Raw genomic sequence first — 22010 nt, 5'->3', positions numbered from 1 at the left:
GGTCCCGACAGCGACGGTCTCTCGCTTCGTACGATAGCTGCCGTACTACGAGATCTGTCAAACTACGAGAGTTCTCGTACTATGGCAGGGTGACCATCGACCAGGACTGTCCGGGGCTGCTGCCCGAGCCGACCGTCGCCGAGCTGCGGCTGGAGGCCGTGCTGCACGCGCTCGCCGACCCGACCCGGCTGCGGATCGTCGCCGAGCTCGCGGGGGCGGGCGGCGACGAGCTGAACTGCCTGGCCTTCGAGCTGCCGGTCACCAAGTCGACGCTGACGCACCACTTCCGCGTCCTGCGCGAAGCCGGACTGATTCGTCAGCACCGGCGCGGCACTTCCAAGATGAACACCTTGCGCACCGCCGATCTCGGCGAGCGCTTCCCCGGTCTGCTGGACGCGGTGCTGGCCGCCGCCGAGCCCTGCCTCACCATCTCGAAGCCGACCGCCCACTGACCGTTCGCGCGCATCGCCGGCCACGAGCCTGACGGTCCGTCAATTTCCCTGGCGAGTCCTCGCCCTGAGCCCTGGCGCCCCTTCGCCACCTTTCACCCGGAACCGTCCCGTCACCCTGCCCGTCAACCGCCTCGGAAGCCCCGCCCGCCGGGCGGCCCGGGGCATTTTCTGACACGGTCATGCCTGGTCACACGGGCTTCACCAGAGTTGCTCCAGCGTTCATCCCACGTGGTCATTTGGTCTATACCAATCAGGTAATCTGACCGACGACAGGTGTCAATGACCGGCCGTGGGGGGCCTTATGACTGTCAATCACCTTCCGTCACCACCCTCCGATCAGGAGCTCTACTGGTATTTCGGACCTCAGCGCCGCTGGGTCCCGCTGCTCTCCGCGCTCGCCTTCGTGTTCAGCGCGGCCACGATGTTCAGCTTCTCGCTCCGCAATCCCGTGCTCTGGCCGTTCCTGGCCGTGCTCGGCATCAACCTGGTGGCTCTCGCCCTGACCTGTCTCAACGGGCTCCGCCGCCGCCGCTTCACCCGGGCCGGCCACGAACTGCTGGTCGCCGCCTGGCAGCCCGCCGACCCGCCGACCGTAGACCTGTACCTGCCGACCTGCGGCGAGCCGCTCGACATCCTCGCCAATGCCTACCGCGCGGTCGCCCGGATGAACCACCCCGGCACCCTCGACGTCTGGGTGCTGGACGACGCCGACCGGCCCGAAGTCGCCTCGCTGGCAGCCAAGTTCGGCTACCACTACGTGGTCCGGCCGAACCGCGGCGAGTTCAAGAAGGCCGGCAACCTCAACCACGCGCTCACCCTCAGCAGCGGCGAGTACATCGCCATCCTGGACGCCGACTTCGCGCCGCGCGCCGACCTGCTGCAACACCTGCTGCCGTACTTCGGCGATCCGGCGGTCGGCATCGTGCAGAGCCCGCAGTGCTTCGACACCGACGCCGAGATGGGCTGGGTGCAGCGCGCCGCCGGAGCGGCCCAGGAGTGGTTCTTCCGCTGGGTGCAGCCCAGCCGGGACGCCTCCGACGCGGCGATCTGCTGCGGCTCCAACGCCGTCTACCGGCGCTCCGCGATCGACGCCGCCGGCGGCTTCGCCCGCCTCGACCACAGCGAGGACATGTACACCGGACTCGCCCTGCACCAGCAGGGATTCACCACCCGGTACGTGCCGGTGCTGGTCGCCAAGGGCACCTCGCCCGAGTCCACCACCAGCTTCGTCAACCAGCAGTACCGCTGGGCGATGGGCAACCTGCACCTGATCGGCGACCGGCCCGCCCGCAAGGCCATGACCTGGCGGATGCGCCGCTGCTTCGACGAGGGCATCGTCGGCTACCTGGCCGCCGCCGTGAACGTGCTCACCGCGCCGCTGCCGCCGCTGATCATGCTGTTCGCCTTCCCCGGCGAGGTCCGCGCCTGGTACGTGCTGCCGATGCTCTCCCTGCTGTGGCTGTGGCACGTGCTGCTGCCCCGGGTCAGCCGCACCCGCTGGCGCACCGAGGTGCTGCGCGCCAACGTCCTGATGAGCTTCGCCGCCGCCACCGCCTACTGGCACACCCTGCGCGGCCGCAGCGCCGCCTGGGTGCCCACCGGCGTGGCCAGGCCCGGCGGCTCCGGCGGCATGGCCCGCAAGGTCCTGCTGGTCTCCCTGCTGTGGACGGCCGGCACCCTGATCGCCACCGCCGTCGGCGTGAGCCTCGCCACCGCCAGGTACGGCTGGCACTACACCTGGGGCCTGGGCCTCTACCTCGCCGTACAGCTGCACGCCGGCCTCCCGCTGGTGCGCGACCTGTACGCCGAGCTGCGGCCGCACCCCACCGAGAACACCGAATCCGGGGCCCGCCCGGCGATGCGGCCCCGGCGCTGGCCCGAGGCCCTCGCCGTCACGAGCACGCTCGCCCTGATCGCCCTGCTCGCCTCCGGCTGGGTGGCGCCGATGCTGCCCTGGCTGGGCTGAAAGGTCCACCTCCCGTGTCCACCAGCACCGCCCCGCTCACCGTCGTTCTCGGGCAACCCCCCGTCGAGCGGCCGAAGTTCAGACCCGACATCGAAGGACTGCGGGCCGTCGCCGTGCTCGCCGTGCTCGCCTTCCACGCGGCCGTCCCCGGCCTGGCCGGCGGCTTCGTCGGCGTCGACGTGTTCTTCGTCATCTCCGGCTACCTCATCACCGGCCTGCTGCGCGGCGAGAGCGCCGCCACCGGCAAGGTCCGGCTCGCCGAGTTCTACTCCCGGCGCGCCCGCCGCCTGCTGCCCTCCGCCGCCGTGGTGCTCGCCGTGGTCGCCGTCCTCGGCGCCCTGCTCACCGCGCCGCTGCGCCGCGCCGACCTGGAGCGCGACGTCCTCGCCTCCGCGCTGTCCGTCGCCAACTGGCGCTTCATCGCCGAACAGACCGACTACCTGGCGGCCGGCCGCGACCCGAGCGTGCTGCTGCACTTCTGGTCGCTCGCCGTCGAGGAGCAGTTCTACCTGCTGTGGGCCCCGCTGATGGCCCTCGCCGCCCGCCGGGTCTGGAAGCGGCGCACGTTGCTCGGCCTGACGCTGCTGCTCGGCGCCGGCTCGTTCTGGCTCTCCCTGCACTGGAGCGCCGGCGCGTACCTCTCCACGCCCACCCGGGCCTGGCAGTTCGCGGCCGGCGCGGTCCTCGCACTGCTGCCGATCCGCCGAATACCGCGCCCGGTACGGGAGTTGCTGGGCCTGGGCGGCATGGCCGCGGTACTCGCCGCCGTGCTGCTCTTCGACGCCCGCACCCCCTACCCCGGCTGGGCCGCGCTGGTGCCCACCATCGGCACTTCCGCGATCGTCCTGGCCGGCACCGGGCCGCACCTGGTGGGACGGCTGCTGTCGCTCGGCGCGCCGCGCGCGATCGGCCGGCTCTCCTACAACCTGTACCTGTGGCACTGGCCGGTGCTGGTGCTCGCCGAAGCCCAGTGGGGCACCCTGCACTGGGGCGTCAAGCTCGCCCTCACCGCGGCCGCCGCGCTGCCCGCGCTCGCCGCCCTCAACTGGCTGGAGCAGCCACTGCGCCGCAGCCGGGTGCTCGGTGAAATCCCGCGCCGCGGACTGTCGTTGGGCCTCACCGCGGTGGTGCTGCCGGTGGTGCTGGCGCTGATCGTCGGCACCGGAACGATCCGGATGCTCGGCCCCGCCACTCCCCCGGACCCGTCCGGCCTGCCCCCGGGCGCCCGCGACGGCCGCACCCTGCTCGCCGCCGCCCCGCCCGCGCACGCCCCGACGGTGCCCAACCCCGTCCAGGCCCGGCAGGACTTCCCGCCGGACGGCGCCTGCGAGGTCAACCCGGCCGACACCACCAGCCCACCCTGCCGCTTCGGCACCGCCGACGACCGGATCGTGCTGCTCGGCGACTCGCACGCCGGCCAGTGGTTCTCCGCGCTGCTCGGCATCGCCGCCCAGCACCACATGTCCGTCGAGGAGCTCGTCAAGCAGGGCTGCCCACTGCCCGAACTCACCGTCACCAACCCGCAGTTGGGGCGCACCTACCACGAGTGCGACACCTGGCGGGCGAACGCGCTGAGCCGGCTCAAGGACGGGCCGAAACCCAAGCTGATCATCGTCTCCACGCTGAACCGCTACACCTCCGACCGGGAGACGCTGCTGCGCGGCTGGGAGCAGACCCTCACCCCGCTACGGGAGTTGGGCGTCCCGATCGTCTACCTGCAGGACACCCCGAGCCCCGGCCGCGACGTCCCCGCCTGCGTCTCCGGGCACCCCGACACCACCTCCGCCTGCGACTTCGCCCGCAGCGACGGCCTGTGGGCCGACCCGCTGGCCGAGGAGATCGCCGCCGGCCGCGTCCCCGGCGTCCGCACCATCGGCGTCAACTCGGTGCTCTGCCCCGGCGAGGGGCGGATGTGCCCCGCCGTCCTGGAGCACGTCCTGCTGTACCGCGACGACTCCCACCTGACCAACGCGGCGGCCGTCGTCCTCACCTCCCGGCTCGACCAACTCCTCACCGACGCGGGCGTGTTCGGCACCGGCTGGACCACCCTGCTGCACGAGGAGTTCGACGGCCCGGCCGGCGCGAAGCCCGACCCCGCGAACTGGCAGTACGACCTGGGCACCTGCTACCCCGGCTGCCCCGCCGTCCAGTGGGGCACCGGCGAGATCGAAACCACGACCGACTCCACCGCGAATGTCCGGCTGGACGGCCACGGCGCACTGGAGATCGTTCCCACCCGGGACGCCACCGGCCACTGGTCCTCGGGCCGGATCGAGTCCAGGCGCGCGGACTTCACCGCACCTGCGGGCGGAGTCCTGCGCGTGGAAGCCAAGTTGGCCCTGCCGGACGTCAAGGGGCCTGCCGCGTCCGGGTATTGGCCCGCGTTCTGGGCACTCGGCGGGAAACTCCGTGACGGGTACACCGGCTGGCCGGGCGTCGGCGAACTCGACGTCCTCGAATCCGTCGGCGGGCGAGGGGTGTTCGGCACACTCCACTGCGGCACCACACCCGGCGGCCCCTGCAAGGAGCCCAACGGCCTCGGCTCCGGCGAACAGTCCTGCGCGGACTGCTGGGGCGCGTTCCACACCTGGACGGTGGAGGTGGACCGGACGGCCGCCACCGAGAAGGTGCGCTGGCTGCGCGACGGCCAGGAGTACTTCGCCGTCACCTCCGACCAGGTCGCCCCGGCCGCCTGGGACCAGGCCGTGCACCACGGGATCTTCCTGATCCTGAACGTCGCCATCGGCGGCAACCTGCCCGCCGCACACGGCAGTTCGCCAACCTCGGCGACCGAACCCGGCCACCCGATGAAGGTCGCCTCGGTCACCGCCTCCACCCGGAACTGACGGTCCGTTCACTGGAACCTCCCCCGGTCCGCGTGCGTCGGATCGGGGGATTTCCAGTGGGGCGCGAGAAGTGCTCGCGCCCGTCGAACCGAGGGGCACCGATGACAACTGCACGGAATCGACGGGGACTCGGACTCGCCCTTGCGGCGGCCGGGCTGCTCGCGATCACGGCCTGCGGCTCCACACGGCAGTCCGCGATCGGCGTGGCGCCGGTCGCGCCGATCGCGCCGGCGCCCGCCTCACCCTCGCCCGAACCGAGCGGCACGCCAATGTCGCGGCCCGGGCTGTCGGATCTCGCGTCGGCGCTCGGCGAACAGGGCCGCGGCACGTTCCAGGACCTTTACGGGTCACTGGAGTTGGAGAACGAGAAGAACACTGTCGCGCTGTACGTGACGGACGTGGCGCGGGGCCGGGCGCTGGTCGACGCCGCGAAGCGGGCCCATCCGGACATCGACCCCGCACGGGTCCGGGTGGAGGACTGCCCGTTCACGAAGGCGGAGATCGACCGGGCGATGGAAGCCGTCATGACGGCGAAGCTCCCCGCGAAGATCTTCAGCGCGTCCATGGCCCCGCACGCGACCGGCCTGCTGGTCGAGACCGACGAGACCTCCGAGAAGTCGCCCGCCCTCCAATCCGCACTCGCGGCCGTTGCCGGCCGCATCCCGGTCACCCTCAAGGCCGGCCAACCGGTGCAAGACGCGTAAGGGCAGGAGGCGCAAGCCCAGGGAGAGCAACCCCAGGGGCGCGGGGAACTGCGCGACAAGCGCCAACCAGTCCGCAAGGTCGCGATCAATGGCAAGTCATTGCCTGCGTCGCGATCTTGCGGACGTGGTGCGTTCCCCTTCGCGCAGTTCCCCGCGCCCCTGGCTTCGCGCCCGCGTGCTCTATTCGGGCTTGCGGAACATCCTGGTCGCCGTGATCTCCCCGTGAATCGTCGGGCCGTCCGGGTCCTGCGGGGCCGGGAGGCCTGGGCGGAGGTGTTCTTCCACCGAGATGTACTTGAGGCCGGCCCGGAGGTCCGCGTCGTTGCGCAGGCGGATGACGAGGGGGAACTCCGCGAGGGCCGTGGTGTCGAACAGGCCGGTGGTGTAGATGAGTTGGACGCCGAGCGCGTCGGCGACGGCGCGCTGGAGTTCCAGGAGATAGGTCGCGTTGGCGCGGCCGATCGGGTTGTCGAGGAAGAGCGTGCCGGCGTGGCGGAGCTGGGACTGGCCGCGGTCGTTGGCGCGGAGGGCGGCCATCGTGCAGTACAGGGCGATGGCGGCGGTGAGCAGCTGGCCGCCGGAGAAGACGTCCGACATCTGGCCGACGGAGACCCGTTCGGCGCGGAGGACCGCGTCCGGCTTGAGGATTTCGACCGAGACGCCCTTGGGGCCGATCGCGGCGGCGACGCCGCGCAGCAGCAGGGACATGCCGTCGCGGCGCAGGTCGGAGTTCTTCTTGACGGCGGACTGGGTGGCTTCGTCGATGACCTCGCCGAGCCGTTCGACCAGGACGGCGTGATCGGGGTCCTCGAAGCGGATGCGGAGGAATTCCTGGCCCGACCATTCGCCGAGGCCTTCGGGGAGGCGGGAGAGCCGCTGGGCGGCGCGCAGGGTGGCCAGGGAGGATTCGACCAGGCCGCGCAGGCGGTCGACGATGGAGGCGCGGTTGCGTTCCAGCTGGGTGAGTTCGTCGGTGAGGACGCGCAGCCGGGGGGCGAACGCGGCGGCCCAGGCGGCGGCGTGGTCGGGCAGGGCGGCGGCGGGCAGCTCGCGGATCTGCTGGCGGGCGGGGGTGCGGACGGCCTCGTAGCGGGCGGCGTTGGCGTGCCGGACGAGGGCGTCGGAGGCGTCGCGGACGGCGAGTTCGGCGCCGGTGAGTTCGGTGGCGGCGGTGCGCATGGCGCGCCGGGTGTCGGCGGCGGCGGCGCGGGCCGCGGCGAGGCCGCCGAGGTAGGCGTCGGCGGTCTCGGTCTCGTCGCCGTTGTCGCGCAGCGCGTCGCGGAGCTGTCCGGCGAGTTCCTCGAAGTCGGTGGCGGCGGCCTGGGCCTGGTCGAGGGTGCGCTGCAGGTCGGCGTGTTCGGTACGCGCGGTGTCGACTCGTTCGCGGCGTTCGGCGAGCAGCGCGGTGGCGGTGCGCAGCAGGGCCTGGGCGTGTTCGGGGTCGGCGGGGAGCAGGTCCTCGGGGAGTTCGGTGTGCGCTTCGCCGTTCACCGGGGCGGAGCGTTCGGCGTCGCCGCGCAGGCGGCCGACTTCTTCGGCGGCGGCGCCGGAGCGGGCTTCGATGATGGTGACGAGTTCTTCGGCGCGGGCGGCGGCGGCCTGCCGGGCGGGGCCGTCGGCGCCGTCGGGGCTGGCGAGGAGTTCTTCGGCGCGGGCCTTGACCTTGTTGCTGAGGCGGTCGAGTTCGGCGGCGGCGGCGGCTTCGTCGCCTTCGGCGCGGGCCTGTTCGGCGCGCAGGTCGGCGCCGACGCCGACCTTTTCGTAGAGCTGGGCGGCGGCCCGGTAGGCCTCGCGGAGGGCGGGCAGCGAGGTGGGGGTGGCGGTGTCGTCGGGTTCGGCGCTGGTGTCGGCGGCGGCGATTTCGGCGCGTTCGCCGCGCAGGGTGCGGGCGGTGCGGCGGGCGTCGTCGGCGGCGCGCTGGGCGGCGCGGCGGTCCTCGTCGCAGGTGCGGGCGCGTTCGGTGCACAGGGCCTGGCGGCGTTCGCATTCGGTGGCGTCGTCGGCGAGTTCGCGTTGCCGGCGGGTCCAGTTGGCGCGTTCGCGCAGGCGGAAGGCGAGGCCGGCGAGGGCGTCGGCGCGGCGGCGGGTGCGCTGGGCGGTTTCCCGGCATTCCTCGTGGCGGGCGGCGGCGGCCTGGTGGTCGGTGTCGGCTTCGGCGTGGTCGGCGCGCAGGGTGGCGAGTTCGGCGGCGGCGTGTTCGGCGTGTTCGGCTGCCGCGGCGGCGGCTTCGGCGAGTTCGGCGAGGGTGCCGGGCGGGCAGCTGGCGTGCCAGGAGGCGAGGCGGGCGGCGAGGGCGCGGTCGCCGCCGAGGCGGGCGGCGAGTTCGCGGATGTGTTCCTCGCGGGCGGTGGCGCGGGCGCGCAGTTCGCGGCGTTCGTCGTCGGCGGCGGTTTCGTTGTGCATGGCCGGGTTCGGCGGCACCAGGAAGAAGCCGGGTTCGCCCTCGATGGGGGCGATCAGGGCGGCGGCGGTGCCGACGGCGACGGTGGAGCGGGGCAGCAGGGCGGCGGCGGCGAGCGCTTCGCGGGCCCGGTCGAGCGAGGCGGGGTCGGTGACGACGACGCCGTCGACGAGTTCGGGGCGGGCGGCGAGGATGGCGTCGTGGTCGGCGGGGTCGACGGACTGGGCGAGGTAGCGCCAGCCGGGCAGCGCGGGGATGCCCTGTTCGCCGAGGTACTCGACGGTGGCGAGGACGTCGGGGCCGGGCGGCAGCAGGCCGCCGTCGCCGAGGGCGGCGAGGATCCGGGAGTCGTCGGCGGCGGCGGTGCGCAGGTCGAACAGGGTGCGTTCGGCGTTGGCCACGGCCTGGTCGAGCAGTTCGCGCAGGTCCTCGGCGGAGGCGTCGAGTTGGCGTGGTGTCAGGAAGCCTTCGGTCTCCTCGGCGCCGTCCTGGTAGGGCGTCAGGGAGAGCAGTTCGGCGAGCCGGGGTTCGGCGGCGAGCTGGGCGGCGGTGCGCTGTTCGGCGGCCAGGGCGCGTTCGGCGGCGGTGCGGGCGTCGGCGGCGCGGGCGGCGGCGAGTTCGGCGCGGGCCTCGGCGGCGGCGGATTCGCGGGCCCGGACGGCGGCCGATTCGGCGGCGGTGCGGGCGAGTTCGAGGGCTTCGGTGGCGGCGCGTTCGGCGTCGGCGGCGTGCAGGGCGGCGCGGGCGGGGTCGGGTTCGGCGCCGGAGTCGTCGATCCAGCCGGCTTCGACGGCGGCGGCGGTCTCCTGTTCGACCTCGGTGAGGCGCTGGCGCAGGTGTTCGGCCTCGGAGCGGGCCTTCTGGGCGGCGGTGGCGGCGGCAGTGGCTTCGGCCTGGGCGGCCGAGCCGTCCTGCTGCAACTCGCCGGCCCGGAGCTCTTCCTGGTCGGCGCGGGTCTCGGCGCCGAGCGCGGCGGCTTCGAGGGCGCGGGCGAGGGCGCCGGCGGCGCGGTCGCGGGCGGCGAGGGCGGGCGCGGCGTCGAGTTCGGCTTCCCGGATGGCGGCGGCGACCCGGCTGGCGCGGTCGGCGGCGGCGCGGTGCCGCAGGACCGCCTCGGCGGCCTGCCAGGCGGTGAACTGGGCGCGGGCGTCGGTGAGTTCGCGGCGCAGGCGGCCGGCTTCCGCGGTCGCGGCCTCCAGGCCGAGGGTGGCGTGCCGGTGGCCGAGTTCGGCGACGATCAGGGCGTGCCGGGTGCGGTCGGTCTCGGCGGCGGTGACGGCGCTCGCGGCGGCGGCGACCTCGACGGCCAGGTCGTGCATCCGGTCGCGTTCGACGGCGGAGCGGGCGGACAGCGACAGGGCGAGCTTGCGGGTGCGGCGTTCGGCGGCCCGGTGGCCCTCGCGGACGGTCTCCCGGCCGGCGGTGGCGTCGACGATGCGCTGCAGCAGGTCGACGGAGCCGGCGGTGAAGTCGCGTTCGGCGGTGAGTTCGGCGCGGCGGCCGAGCTTGGCGGCGAAGCCGTGCACCAGGTCGGCGAGGCCGTCGGTGTCGCGGGTGTCGGTGACGGCGCGCAGCAGCAGGTCGGTGAAGTCGGCGTCGTTGCGGACCGCGAACAGGCCGGCGGCCTCGCCCTCGTCGGCGTTCATCTCGCGCTGGTAGCGGAAGAGTTCGGGGTCGAGGCCGAGGGCGCCGAGGTGCTCGTTCCAGCGGTCGTGGATCTCCTCGAAGGTGACGTCGAGATGCGGGTGGGCCTTGGCGGCCTCGGTGAGGGTGTCGCGGAAGCCCTTCATGGTGCGGCGGCGGCCGCGGGCCTTCTGATCGCCGGCCAGGCTGGGCCGTTCGGCGACCGGCAGCGCGTCCAGGGTGAGGCCGGGGCCGGGCCGGAAGGAGTACCAGAGTTCGGCGAACTTCCGCGGGTCGGAGGAGACCTGGCGGCCGCGCCACTCGCTGACCTTGCCGACCACGACGAGTTCACCGGTGACGGTGTGCTGCCACTCGAGGGCGACGTGGCCGCAGTCGTCGGCCAGCAGGAACTTGCGCAGCACGCCGGAGGAGGCGCCGCCCAGGGTGTTGCGGTGGCCGGGCAGCATCACCGAGAAGATCAGCTTGAGCAGGACGGACTTGCCGCCGCCGTTCTCCAGGAACAGCACGCCGGCGGGCGCGGGGCGGCGCTGCGGGCCTTCCGGCTCCTCCCCGAACAGGCCGATCTGCTGCGGCTGCGGTTCGGGGACCGGCTCGCCGACGCCGCGCAGGTCGAGCACCGTGTCGGCGTAGCGGGCGCCCGCCGGTCCGATCGAGTACAGGCGGACCCGGTTCAGCTCGTACATGTGCGGTGGTTCTCCTGGAGCGGTCAGTTCAGAACGTGTGGTGACGGAACGTCAGAGTGCGTGGAACGGCAGACCCGCGTCGGCGACGAGTTCGTCGCTGTCGTCGGGCGGCAGCAGGGTGGCCGTGCCGTCGCTGACCGGGACGACGCCCAGGTCGAGCAGTTCGCCCATGGCGGCGCTGCCGGCCAGGTCGCGGACCTGCAACTGGTAGCGGGCGGTGGTGCGGTAGGTGCCGCCGGCGTCGTCGGAGGTCTTCTGCAGGAAGCCGGAGTCGACCAGGAAGGACACCGCCTTGGAGACGATGCCGGTGGTGGAGCCGGACAGGCGGCGGGCGTCCTTGGTGGCGCCGGTCGCGGAGCGGCGCGCCCACACCCGCCAGGCCGCCTCCAGGGCGGGGGCGGAGCTCGCCGGGTCGGTGTTGCTGCCCTCGGCCGCGGCGCGTTCCTCCAGGCGGCGGCAGGCCTGCCGGACGAACGCGTCCACGCCGTTGACGCTGACCCGGCCGAGGTAGCCGTCGTCGGCGAGGTCCTCGGGGCGGGGGAAGGCGAGCGCGGCGACCGCGAGGTGCGCGAGGCCGTGCAGGAAGCGGTCGGTGGACTCGGAGGCGGCGCGGCGCGAGTAGTCGCCCATCCGGACGGCGAACACCGACTCCTCGGCGGCGGCGACGGCCATGCCGGCCCGCGGCGAGACCTCCAGCACCACCAGGCCCATGCCGGTGGCGACGGCGTCGGCGAGGCGCCCGAACTGCGGGTCCTCGCGGTAGCGGCGCACCAGTTCGGCGTACTCCGCGTCCCGGGAGGGCAGCAGCTTCGCCTGCAGGCCGAAGGACACCAGGCGGGCGGCCTCGGCGACGTCCGCCGGGCTGATCGCCGCGTGGGCGGCGGCGGCCGGCTCGGCGTCCTGCGGCGCCCACGCCTCGGTGCTGGTGGTCATGCGGGTGCTCCTTCGGTGCAGGTGCTGCGGGCGGTGCGGGCGGTACTGGTGCTGCGGGCGGTGCTCGTGCCGCGGGCGGTACTGGTGCTGCGGGCGGTGCTCGTGCCGCGGGCGGTACTGGTGCTGCGGGCGGTGCCGGCCGTACTGGTGCTGCGGGCGGTGCGGGCCGTACTGGTGCTGCGGGCAGCGCTCGTGCCGCGGGCGGTGCAGGTGCTGCAAGCGGTGCGGGCGGTGCGGGCAGGACGGCCGGTCACACCGCGTCCCGGCGGTCGGCGGCCATCCCGGCGGCGTCCAGCAGGGCGCTGCCGACGATCAGGTCCGCGCCGCCGAAGCCCGGGTCGTCCAGGCGGGTGCCGTCGTCCACCGCGAACAGCAGGCGTTCCTCGCCCTGCCGGTACGCGGTGCCGACCGGCGGGCTGGCGGCGTGCACGGCCAACAGTGCGACCAGGTAGGCGAGTTCCTCGCCGTCCTCGCCGCCGTCGGTGCCGCGGGCGCGGGCGTCGGCGAGCAGGCCGGACAGGCGGCGGGGCGCGTCGGCGGGCAGGTCCAGCAGGTCGAGCGCGGCTTCCAGTTGGGCCTCGGAGAACCGGCTGTCGTCGGGGGTGGCGACCAGGTCGGGTTCGGGCAGTTCGGCGCCGAGGTGTTCGCGTTCCACGGGCGGGGTGAGCAGCAGGTCGACCAGGTCGCTGACCCGGACCGAGACGGGGGTGCGCAGGCCGGTGCCGCGGGCGAAGAACGCGTCGGTGGGCCGGGTGGCCTCGGCGAGCGGGAGGGTGAGGACCGGGGCGAGAAGTTGACCGTACAGGTCGATGCCGGTGCGCGCGGTGGGCGCGGAGAACGCCTGCCGGTCCTGTTCGGCGCGGAACAGCGGGCCGGCTTCCAGCAGTCGGGTCTGGAGCTGGGTGTGCCGGCGGATGCAGTCCTTGACGATGTCGACGAGTTCGGCGGCGCGCCGCTTGTGCTCGGCGTCGGTGCTCTCGTCGCGGGCCTTGCGGATGTTGGTGAGGATCGCGTTCTCGTGCCGGTACCGGTCGGCGATGTGGTCGAGCGCCTCGTCGATCAGGTCGGGGACGGTCTCCATCCAGTCCACCGCGCGGACGTTGCGGCGGGTGGCCTCCAGGGCGCGGCGCAGCGTCTCGGCGTACTGGACGGTGCGGTAGCGGGCCTGTTCGGCGGCGAGTTGGGCGTCGGCGAGGCGGCCTCGGCGGATCAGCACCTCCAGCTTGACCTCGGCGGCGATCTGAGCGCTCGTCACGTCGGTGTCCAGCGCGCCGACCAGGACGTTGACCGCCTCGTCGGTGGTGCGCAGGTAGACGCCGCCGTCCTGGCCGGGGACTTCCTCGATCAGTTTGAAGTCGTAGTCGCGGCGGGTGTATTCGCCGTCGGGGCCGAAGGTGCCGTAGACGGCGCGGAAGCCGCGGTCGACGCTGCCGACGTTGATCAGTGACTCCAGCACCCAGCGGGCGACCCGCTCGTGCTCGGTGGCGGCCCGGCCGGGGTTCTGGGCGGCGATCCGGGGGTGCAGCCGGCTGAGGACTATGTCGCGGTCGGCGCCGGTGTCGAAGTCCATGTTGAGGGTGACCAGGTCGATGGCGGCGAGGCCGATCTCGGCCATCGTGTACGAGGCGTACTCGCCGGCCAGGTTGACCTTGCGGCTGTCCAGGTCGTGCAGCGGCGCGGTGCAGGCGAGCGCCTTGAGCCGGCGGGCGAGTCCCTCGTCGGCGGCCGGTCCGGGGGCGGGCCTGGTGGGCTGGTCTGCGATGGCGGTCACGGAGGACAAGATTAGGGCTTTCCGTGGACAGGTCCGAAACGTCCCCTTTGGGCGAGCTGTTCCGGCGTGTTGAACGTGTTCAATTTCAGGTCTAGAGTCCTTCTCGCGACACCGCGTGCCGTCTCCGGCACCCGCGTCATGGAGGGGGGAATCCCCATGTCCGACATCGCCACCGCCCCGACCGGTTCCACCACCGCCGGCCCCGGCCCCGCCACCGTCACCGACACCGCGCTCGTCCGGCGCCGGATCAGGCGCTGGCTGTGGCTGTTCATCGTCTGTCTGGTGCTCAGCGGGCTGACCGCCTTCCCGTTGCAGACCGAGACCGACCTACTGGTCCGGGCCCTGGACGCGAGCGGCCTCGACTCCGCGCTCCCCGCCCTCGACGCCTGGGTGCGCCGGGTCCGCGACGGGCTCGCCGACGGCTACGGCAACCACCCGTTCCTGGCCTACGGCACCGACTGGCTGGCCTTCGCACACCTGGTGATCGCGGCCGCGTTCTGGGGGCCGCTGCGGGATCCGGTCCGCAATGTGTGGGTGATCCGCTGGGCGATGCTGGCCTGCGGCGGCGTCATTCCGCTGGCACTGATCTGCGGTCCGCTGCGCGGCATCCCGCTGTTCTGGCAATTCGTCGACATGTCGTTCGGTGTCTTCGGCGTCATTCCGCTGCTGGTCGTGCACCGCCTGATCCGCACCCTGGAGTGGGACCAGGCCGTCCGCACCCACCACGACTTCGCCCGGGTCGTCCCCTCCCCCTGAGCGCCCCTCACCTCACGCGGCGCCGGCCTCCGACAGGCTCACGGTGCCGTCGTGCAGCTCCACGACCCGGTCGGCCTGGTCCATCAGGGCCGGATCGTGGGTGGCCACCAGGGCGGTGACGCCCTGGGAGCGGACCACCGCGCGCAGCAGCTCCATCACGGCCAGGCCGGTCTCGGAGTCGAGCTGGCCGGTGGGCTCGTCCGCGATGATCAGCGCGGGATCGTTGGCCAGCGCCCGGGCGATCGCCACCCGCTGCTGCTGGCCGCCGGAGAGCTCGGTGGGCCGCTGCCCGGCGTGCTCGGCCAGCCCGACCAGGGCCAGCAGGGTGCGCGCCCGCTCCTCGCGTTCGGCGGCGGGGAGCCGGCGCAGCCGCATCGGGACGCCGACGTTCTCGGCGGCGGTGAGCGTCGGCAGCAGGCCGAAGGACTGGAAGACGAAGCCGATCCGGTCCCGGCGCAGCGCCAACCGCCCCGCCTCGTCGAGGCCGGACAGGTCGGTGCCGTCGAGCGAGATCCGTCCGCCGGTCGGGGTGTCGAGGCCGCCGACCAGGTTGAGCAGAGTGGTCTTGCCGGAGCCCGACCGGCCCTTGATGGCGGTGAGTTCGCCGCGGGCCGCGGTGAAGGACACCCCGCGCAGCGCGTGCACGGCCCGGGCTCCGGTGCCGAAGCTGCGCCACAGCTCCTCGACCACGACCATGGGTGCCTGTGCTTCGGTCATCTCGGTTCCCCCCGCTGGCCATTGAATATGACGGTGCTCGATTCTGATCACCTTGACAACGGTTCGCGCAAGGCCCTTCCGCTGCCGGATCCGATCTGCAAGAGTCGTCCGCCATCCGGTACACGCTGACCGGCACGGGGGTACGGGGAAACAATGTTGGGCTTTGTCCTGCGCCGACTGCGCGGGCGGCTGCCGCTGGCCGCCGCGGTGTTGTTCACGGTGCTGATCACCACCACGGTGCTGACCACGCTGGTGGCCTTCAACCGCACCGTCGCCGAGGCCGGCCTGCGCCGGAATCTGGACGGCGGCAGCCGGGTCGGTGTGCAGTTGAGCGCCGACCACGCGGTGGATGCCAGGGCGGCGGACGACGCCGCGGCCGCCAAGGTCGGCGCGCGGCTGTTCGACGGGCTGCCGGTCACCACACAGTCCCTCGCCCTCAGCCGCGCGTACGGGCTGCCCGCCCCGCCGAACGCCGCCGCCCGCGAGGTGGACCTGACGATGCTGGCCGCGCCGGACCGCAGCCGGCTGAAGCTGACGGCCGGCCAGTGGCCGACCGCCGACGGCGGCCCGGAGGCGGTCCGGGCGGCCGTGCCGCGCAGCGCCCTGCTCCGGCTGGGCCTGACCGAGAACGCGCTGCCCGCCAAGGTCACCCTGTCCGACCGGTACGGCGGCCGCCCGCTCACCGTCGAGATCACCGGCGTCTACCAGGTCGCCGACCGGGACGCGCCGTACTGGCGGCTCGACCCGCTCGGCGGCCGCGAGATCCAGGTCCGGGCCTTCACCACGTACGGGCCGATGGTGGTGGACGACGGCGTCTTCACCTCCGGCCGGCTGAGCCAGGGCAGCCGGAGCCTGCTGCTGACCGCCGACTTCTCCACCGCCGACCCGGAGCGGATCGACCGGATCCGGGCCCGCGCCGACAAGCTGCCCGACCTCGTCAAGCAGGACGGTCCGGGCCTCCAGCCGCAGAGCGAGCTGCCCGCCCTGCTGGCCGAGCTGCACTCGGCGACCCTGGTCGCCCGTTCCAGCCTGCTGATCGGGGCGCTCCAGCTCGCGGTGCTGGCCGGGGCGGCGCTGCTGCTGGTGGTGCACCTGGTGGCGGACCGTCAGTCCCGGGAGAACGCGCTGCTCACCTCGCGCGGCGCGACCCGGCGCCAACTGGCCGCCTGGACGGCCGTCGAGGCGCTGCTGCTGGCACTGCCCGCCGCCCTGCTCGCCCCGCTGCTGACCGGGCCGCTGCTGCGGCTGCTGACCTCCTGGGGCCCGCTGAAGGGCCTGCCGCTGGCACACGCCGACACCGCCGTCCGCCGGCCGGTGGCCGCGCTGTGCGCGCTGGCCTGCGTCGCGCTGGTCGCGCTGCCGCCGGTGCTGCGGCGCGGCGCCGACCGGGTGGTGTCCCGCCGGCAGGCCGTGGTCAGCTCGGTGGCCCGTTCCGGCGCCGACCTGACGCTGCTGGTGCTGGCCGTGATCACCTACCGGCAGCTCGACGCCCGCACCGGCGGCCTCTCGGTGGACGCCTCCGGGCAGCTGGGCATCGACCCGGTGCTGGTCGCGGCGCCCACCCTGGCGCTGTGCGCGGGGACGCTGCTGGTGCTGCGGCTGCTGCCGTTCGCGGCCCGGCTCGGGGCCCGGCTGGCCGCCCGGGGCCGCGGGCTCGGCCCGGCGCTCGGCGGCTGGCAGCTGGCCCGCCGCCCGGGCCGGGCGAACGGCCCGGTGCTGCTGCTGGTGCTGGCGGTCGCCACCGGCGTCCTGGCGCTCGGTCAGCACGCCGCCTGGCGCGACTCGCAGCGCGACCAGGCCGACTTCGCCTCGGCCGGCGGCCTGCGGATCCAGGGCTCGGCGCTGCCCCCGTTCGGCCAGGGCGGCCGGTACGCGGCGCTGCCCGGCGGCGACCGGCTGCTGCCGGTGGCCGGGTTCGACCAGTGGCTCCCGGGCGACAAGCGGGGCCGGGTGCTGCTCACCGACACCGCCCGCGCGGCCACCGAACTGCACGTCCGGCCCGACCTGTTCGACGGCCGGCCCGCCACCGAGCTGTTCGCGCCGCTGGCCGAACCGCAGCCGGCCGGGGTGAAGCTGCCCGGAAAGCCGGCCCGGATCGACCTGACCCTGGCCGTCCACGTCGCCGACCGCCCCGAGGGGCTCTACCCGTTCCCCAAGTGGGAGCAGCCGGAGCTGGCGGCACCCGACCTCTGGCTCCACCTGCGGGACGGCTTCGGCGCGGGGTACCGCATCCTGGTGCCGCAGCTCCCGGTCCAGGGCGAACGGACCTTCTCGGTGGACCTGGACGCGCTGACCGCCGCACCGCTCGGCTCGGCCGCCGCGCCGCTGAGCCTGATCGGCTTCGAGCTGACGTACGGCACGAACACCAGGGACTCCGCGAGCGAGGTGACGCTCCGCCGGCTGGCCGTCTCCGACACCGCGACCGGACCGGCCACGCCCGTCCCGGCGCCCCCCGGCACCTGGAGCGGCTCGGGCATCCCGGTGACGGTGACCGACGACCCGGCCGAGGACCGGCTGGTGACCGTCGCCTACACCCCGGCCGACCCCAACGGCGCGGACCGGCGCGACGGCAAGCACGCCCTGGTGCTCGCCCCCGGCAGCAGCCCGTCCGGCCCGGAGGTCAAGGCCCTGGCCACCCGCACCTACCTGACGGACGCCGGCGCCGAGGTCGGCGACCTGATCAAGGTCCAGCTCGGCAGCACCACCCTCCCGGTGCGGATCACCGGCCAGGTCGAGGCGCTGCCCGTGTACGGCGACACCGCCCTGCTGCTCGACCTGGCCGGCACCCACCGGTGGCTGACCGACCGGAGCGCCGACGTGCCGCCCATCACCGAGTGGTGGCTGCCCGCCACCGGCCCCGACGACCGCACCCCGGCCGAGGCCGCCGCCGCCCTGCGCGCCGGACCGACCGCCCAGCAGCTGACGCTCCGCGAGGAGGACGCCGCCACCCGCTCCGGCGACCCGCTGAGCGCCGCCCCGCAGAGCGCGCTGGCCGCGCTGGCCCTGGCCGCCGCCGTCCTCGCCACCATCGGCTTCGTCGCCGCCGCGGCCGCCTCGGCGAGCGAACGGGCCGGCGAGTCGGCGGTGCTGCTCGCCCTCGGCACGCCCCCGCGGCTGCTGCGCCGGACCGCCGCCGCCGAACAGGTCGTACTGGTGGGCATCGGCACCGGCGTCGGGCTGCTGCTCGGAGCCGTGCTGGCCCACCTGGTGGTGCCGCTGGTGGTGCTCACCCCGGCGGCCCGCCCCCCAATGCCCGAAGTCCTGGTCGGGCTGCCGCTCGGCCAGATGCTGGCGCTGGCGGCCGGGACCGCCGCCCTGCCGCTGCTGTCCGCCTTCCTGGTCGGCAGCCGCCGCGACATGGCCGCCCGGCTCCGGTTCGTGGAGGACAAATGAGCACCCCGGCCCCCTGGGTCCGTACCCGGCTGCGCACCTCGCCCCTGGGCGCCCTGCTCACCGCCGCCCTGGCGTTCACCGTGGTGTTCCTGTCCGCCGCCCTGCCCCGGGCGCAGGACCGGGGCGCGGACGGCGCGCTGCACAGCTTCCTGCGCACGGCCGGCCCGACCGCCACCAGCGTGCAGGTCACCTCCGCCATACCCAGCAGCGGCGACCCGTCGCAGCTGCTGGACACCACCGCGGGCCAACTCGCCGCCGCCATCGGCCCGGTGCTCCCGCTCGACCCGAGCGGCACGGTGTACGGACGCCGGGGCGCCCAGGCGCGCAGGCTGCCCGATCCCACGCTGACCCGCCCCGACGGTGTCCCGCCGGAGTTCGCCGTGCAGTACCAGCACGGCGCGCGCGAGCACCTCCGGCTGACCTCCGGCCAGTGGCCGGACAGCCCGCCGGACGGCGGGCCGATCCCGGTCGCGCTGTCGGCGGCCACCGCCGAGACCATCGGGGTCAAGGTCGGCGCGGTGCTCGACGGCACCAGGTCGGTGCTGGACCGCATCATCACGCCGCCCAGCCCGCAGCAGATCCGGGTGGTCGGCCTGTACACCGTCGACGACCCGGCGGACCCGTTCTGGGACCGGTTCGGCTGCGCGGTCGCCGCCTGCCTGAACCTCACCCCCAGCAGCGGCCCGGGCGACCCGCCCGAGAAGTACTGGTACGCCGTCGCGCTGACCGGCCCCGAGAACGTGTCCCGGCTGGCCGACTGGGGCCGCGGGGCCGAGGACTACTGGCGACTGCCGGTAGGGGTGGACGCGCTGCGGGCCGACCGGCTCAAGCAGACCTCCTTCGGCCTCGCCACCGTCACCCAAGGTCCGGTCTCCATCAAGGTGACCACCGGCCTCGGCCGGTCCGACGTCCGGATCACCACCCAGCTGCGCACCCTGATCGACAACGCCTGGAAGCGGCAGAGCGCCATCGACTCGCTCGCCGAGGTCGGCCCCGCCGGCGCCGCCGGGGTCGCCGCCGTGGTGCTCTGCCTCGCGGCGGCGCTGACCGCCGAACGGCGAACCACCGAACTGCGGCTGCTGCGGGCCCGCGGCGCCGCGATCGGCGGCACCTGCCGACGGCTGCTCGGCGAAGGCGCGCTGACGGTGCTGCCCGCCGCCGGGCTCGGCGCGCTGCTCGCCTTCACGCTGCTGCCGACCCCGCGTCAGATGCCCTCCGCCGTCGCGGCCGGCGCGGTCACCCTGCTCGCCCTGCTGGCCTTCCCGGTCCGCGCCGCCGTGCTGCTCCGCGACAAGGCCGGTGGCGGCTTCTCCCGGCGCCGCCGCCTGATGGCCGAACTCGCCGTCCTGGCCACCACCGCGGCCGCCGTCACCCAGGTCGTCCGGCGCGGGGTGGCCCCGCTCGGCGAAGGAGCGGACCTGCTGCTGGTGGCCGCGCCGCTGCTGCTCGCGCTGACCGGCGCCCTGCTGCTGGCCCGGCTCCAGCCCGTCCTGATCGGGCTGCTGGCCCGCTGGGCCGGGCGGCGGCCCGGCGCGATCGCGTTCCTCGGCCTGGCCCGCGCCGCCCGGGGCAGCGGCCGCTCGCGCCCCTCGGCGCTGCCGCTGCTCGCCCTGGTGCTCGCGGTGACCTGCGGCGCGATCGGCGCCACCGTGCTGAGCTCGGTGGCCGCCAAGCGCACCGAGGTCGCCCGGTACAGCATCGGCGGTGACGCCTCGGTCGGCGCCGGCACGCTCACCGGGCTGTCGCAGGCCTTCCTCGGCGCCGCCGACCGGCTGCCCGGCGTGGACGTCTCCCTGCCGATCTGGACCGACGACGACGTGACCCTGTCGTTCGGCAACGGCGGTTCGGCCCGGGTCAACGTGGTGGTGGCCGACCCCGTCCGGTACGCGAAGCTCGCCGAGGTCGCCGGGCGGGGCCGGTTCGACCCGGCGGTCTTCACCGCCCAACCGGACAACTCCTTGCCCGCCCTGGTCAGCAGCGACCTGCCGGAGGGCACCTTCAGCCTCCGGCTGGCGGGCGGCGAGGCGGTCCGGATCCACACCGTCGCCGTCGTCGACGCCACCCCCGCCCTGAACGGCGCCGCCGGCACCACCGTGGTGCTGCCGCTCGACGCGGCCAAGGACCTGGTGCCCCGGTTCGGCGACCCGAGAAAGTGGCTGGCGAGCGGGAACATCGACGACGCCCGCCTGCGCGCCCTGGCCACGCAGTACCTCGGGCCGCCGGCCGCCGGCGACCAGCCGGGCCACGTGGTGCGCACCCGCACCGGCGAGATCGCGGAGCTCGGCGGCGACCCCCTGCAGGCCTCGGCCGAGCGGATGTTCTGGGTCTCGGTCGGCGCCACCGCGCTGTTCGCGGTGCTCTCCGTCCTGCTCACGCTGTTCCGCGCCGGGCCCGAACGGGCCGCGACCCTGGCCCGGCTGCGCACCATGGGCCTGCGGCCCCGGCAGGGGCTGGCGCTGATCCTCGCCGAGGCACTGCCGCAGGCCCTGGTCGCCGCCCTCGGCGGGGCACTCACGGCGGTCTGCGGCGTCCTGCTGCTCGGCCCGGCCGTCGACCTCGCCCCGCTGGTCGGCGCCGACACCCCGACCGGGCTGCGGCTCACCGCCGCGCCGATCCTCCAACAGGCCATCGGGCTGGCGCTGTTGGCCGCCCTCGCGGTGCTGGCCGAGGCCGCCGTCACCGCCCGTCGGCAGATCACCACCGAGCTACGAGCGGGAGACACCCCATGAGCACTCCGCCCCCGAGCCTGGACGAGCTCCGCACCAGGGCCCTGGCCGCCTCCGCGCCCCGGACCGTCCGGTCCGACGTCGCGATCAGCTGCGAACGGCTGGTCCGGATCTTCAGCACCGACGGCATCGAGGTGCAGGCGCTCCAGGGCCTCGACCTGACGGTGGACCAGGGCGACCTGGTGGCCCTGGTCGGCGCGTCCGGCAGCGGGAAGTCCACCCTGCTGAACGTGCTCGCCGGGCTGGACACCCCGACCGCGGGCAGCGCCACCGTGGCCGGCCGCGACCTGCTCACCATGACCCCCAAGGACCGGCTGAACTACCGGCGCGAGGTCGTCGGCTTCATCTGGCAGCAGACCGCGCGCAACCTGCTGCCGTTCCTGACGGCCGCCCAGAACGTCGCCCTGCCGATGCAGCTGCGCTCCGGCCACCGCGCCGCCAAACGGCAGCGCGGCCGCGTCACCGAACTCCTGGAAGCCCTGGACATCGCCGAGTTGGGCCATCGCCGCCCCGCCGAACTCTCCGGCGGCCAGCAGCAGCGCGTCGCCATCGCCGTCGCGCTGGCCAACGACCCGGCGGTGCTGCTCGCCGACGAACCCACCGGCGAACTGGACTCGGAGACCGCCGTCGGCATCTTCGAGGCGTTCCGCACCGTCAACCGCGAACTCGGCACCACCGTCGTCATCGTCACCCACGACCCGATGGTGGCCGGCGAGGTCCGCCGCACCGTCGCGATCCGCGACGGCCGCACCAGCAGCGAGGTGCTGCGCCGCACCGTCACCGACGAGCACGGCCAGGAGACCGTCAGCGAACGCGAGTACGTCATGCTCGACCGCACCGGCCGGGTCCAGCTGCCCGCCAAGTTCCTGGCCGCCCTCGGCATGGAACACCGGGTCGCGGCCGACCTGCGCGCCGACCACATCGCCCTGCACCCGGACGACACCGACCGGGCCTGACGGGCGCCCGGCGATGCTGGGCGCCGCCGGGCGTCTGCGGGCGGTGCGGGCCGCCGTCGGGG

At 74.4% G+C, this 22010-nt stretch carries 13 protein-coding genes; 8 read left to right on the top strand and 5 right to left on the bottom strand.

Translation table 11 applies throughout. The annotated features are described in order from the left end of the window. Nucleotides 1-89: 89 nt before the first annotated feature. From ACZ6R9_RS29195 to ACZ6R9_RS29180, 4 genes are all read left to right on the top strand, one after another. Nucleotides 90-452, top strand: coding sequence for an ArsR/SmtB family transcription factor (locus ACZ6R9_RS29195; RefSeq protein WP_380484912.1), 363 nt, complete (start codon nt 90-92; stop codon nt 450-452). Nucleotides 453-753: 301 nt separating this feature from the next. Beyond that, nucleotides 754-2418: a glycosyltransferase family 2 protein gene (locus tag ACZ6R9_RS29190; RefSeq protein WP_465541430.1), complete on the top strand. Its 1665-nt coding sequence runs from the start codon at nt 754-756 to the stop codon at nt 2416-2418. A gap of 14 nt (nt 2419-2432) precedes the next feature. Further along, entirely contained in the window at nt 2433-5264 is a 2832-nt protein-coding gene (locus ACZ6R9_RS29185) for an acyltransferase family protein (protein WP_465541428.1), read from the top strand. A 101-nt stretch (nt 5265-5365) separates the two neighbouring features. Further along, nucleotides 5366-5968: a hypothetical protein gene (locus tag ACZ6R9_RS29180; protein WP_465541426.1), complete on the top strand. Its 603-nt coding sequence runs from the start codon at nt 5366-5368 to the stop codon at nt 5966-5968. 180 nt (nt 5969-6148) lie between these two features. Here ACZ6R9_RS29180 and ACZ6R9_RS29175 read toward each other — a convergent pair whose 3' ends face one another. Genes ACZ6R9_RS29175 through ACZ6R9_RS29160 form a run of 4 tightly spaced genes read right to left on the bottom strand, consistent with a single transcriptional unit; the run spans nt 6149 to nt 13400 of the window. Beyond that, nucleotides 6149-10696 carry a hypothetical protein gene (locus tag ACZ6R9_RS29175; protein ID WP_465541424.1) on the bottom strand — a complete coding sequence of 1516 codons (4548 nt, stop codon included), beginning with the start codon at nt 10694-10696 and terminating at the stop codon, nt 6149-6151. A gap of 51 nt (nt 10697-10747) precedes the next feature. After that, the gene (locus ACZ6R9_RS29170) at nt 10748-11629 is read right to left on the bottom strand and encodes a hypothetical protein (RefSeq protein ID WP_380484921.1); all 882 of its coding nucleotides are present in this window, start codon (nt 11627-11629) and stop codon (nt 10748-10750) included. Then, nucleotides 11626-11883 carry a hypothetical protein gene (locus tag ACZ6R9_RS29165; RefSeq protein WP_465541422.1) on the bottom strand — a complete coding sequence of 86 codons (258 nt, stop codon included), beginning with the start codon at nt 11881-11883 and terminating at the stop codon, nt 11626-11628. Before ACZ6R9_RS29165 ends, ACZ6R9_RS29170 begins: the two co-directional genes overlap by 4 nt. After that, a complete protein-coding gene (locus ACZ6R9_RS29160; RefSeq protein ID WP_380484925.1) occupies nt 11880-13400 on the bottom strand; it encodes a hypothetical protein in 1521 nt (506 codons plus the stop codon). The genes ACZ6R9_RS29165 and ACZ6R9_RS29160 overlap by 4 nt, the downstream gene beginning before the upstream one ends. A gap of 156 nt (nt 13401-13556) precedes the next feature. On the opposite strand from ACZ6R9_RS29160, the gene ACZ6R9_RS29155 reads away from it, so the two are divergent. Continuing rightward, nucleotides 13557-14156 carry a hypothetical protein gene (locus ACZ6R9_RS29155; protein WP_380484927.1) on the top strand — a complete coding sequence of 200 codons (600 nt, stop codon included), beginning with the start codon at nt 13557-13559 and terminating at the stop codon, nt 14154-14156. A gap of 12 nt (nt 14157-14168) precedes the next feature. Here ACZ6R9_RS29155 and ACZ6R9_RS29150 read toward each other — a convergent pair whose 3' ends face one another. Continuing rightward, nucleotides 14169-14873 (bottom strand): ABC transporter ATP-binding protein, encoded by a 705-nt coding sequence (locus ACZ6R9_RS29150; RefSeq protein ID WP_465541420.1) that lies wholly within the window; start codon nt 14871-14873, stop codon nt 14169-14171. 153 nt (nt 14874-15026) lie between these two features. Between ACZ6R9_RS29150 and ACZ6R9_RS29145 the strand changes: the two genes are divergently transcribed. Genes ACZ6R9_RS29145 through ACZ6R9_RS29135 form a run of 3 tightly spaced genes read left to right on the top strand, consistent with a single transcriptional unit; the run spans nt 15027 to nt 21948 of the window. Next, a complete protein-coding gene (locus tag ACZ6R9_RS29145; protein ID WP_465541418.1) occupies nt 15027-18266 on the top strand; it encodes an FtsX-like permease family protein in 3240 nt (1079 codons plus the stop codon). Then, on the top strand, nt 18263-20995 hold the full coding sequence (locus ACZ6R9_RS29140; protein WP_465541416.1) for a hypothetical protein: 2733 nt from the start codon (nt 18263-18265) through the stop codon (nt 20993-20995). The genes ACZ6R9_RS29145 and ACZ6R9_RS29140 overlap by 4 nt, the downstream gene beginning before the upstream one ends. Further along, the gene (locus ACZ6R9_RS29135) at nt 20992-21948 is read left to right on the top strand and encodes an ABC transporter ATP-binding protein (protein WP_380484935.1); all 957 of its coding nucleotides are present in this window, start codon (nt 20992-20994) and stop codon (nt 21946-21948) included. Before ACZ6R9_RS29140 ends, ACZ6R9_RS29135 begins: the two co-directional genes overlap by 4 nt. Nucleotides 21949-22010: the final 62 nt, after the last annotated feature.

It is taken from the genome of Kitasatospora sp. NPDC048662 (assembly GCF_055587065.1).
Note: the sequence above shows the minus strand (reverse complement) of the source record. Positions and strands in the feature narration are given on the sequence as shown.

Coding starts and splice junctions, on each gene's coding strand:
- ACZ6R9_RS29190 (WP_465541430.1), top strand. CDS start 754: ATGACTGTCAATCACCTTCCGTCACCACCCTCCGATCAGGAGCTCTAC.
- ACZ6R9_RS29180 (WP_465541426.1), top strand. CDS start 5,366: ATGACAACTGCACGGAATCGACGGGGACTCGGACTCGCCCTTGCGGCG.
- ACZ6R9_RS29175 (WP_465541424.1), bottom strand. CDS start 10,696: ATGTACGAGCTGAACCGGGTCCGCCTGTACTCGATCGGACCGGCGGGC.
- ACZ6R9_RS29170 (WP_380484921.1), bottom strand. CDS start 11,629: ATGACCACCAGCACCGAGGCGTGGGCGCCGCAGGACGCCGAGCCGGCC.
- ACZ6R9_RS29155 (WP_380484927.1), top strand. CDS start 13,557: ATGTCCGACATCGCCACCGCCCCGACCGGTTCCACCACCGCCGGCCCC.
- ACZ6R9_RS29150 (WP_465541420.1), bottom strand. CDS start 14,873: ATGACCGAAGCACAGGCACCCATGGTCGTGGTCGAGGAGCTGTGGCGC.
- ACZ6R9_RS29145 (WP_465541418.1), top strand. CDS start 15,027: ATGTTGGGCTTTGTCCTGCGCCGACTGCGCGGGCGGCTGCCGCTGGCC.
- ACZ6R9_RS29140 (WP_465541416.1), top strand. CDS start 18,263: ATGAGCACCCCGGCCCCCTGGGTCCGTACCCGGCTGCGCACCTCGCCC.
- ACZ6R9_RS29135 (WP_380484935.1), top strand. CDS start 20,992: ATGAGCACTCCGCCCCCGAGCCTGGACGAGCTCCGCACCAGGGCCCTG.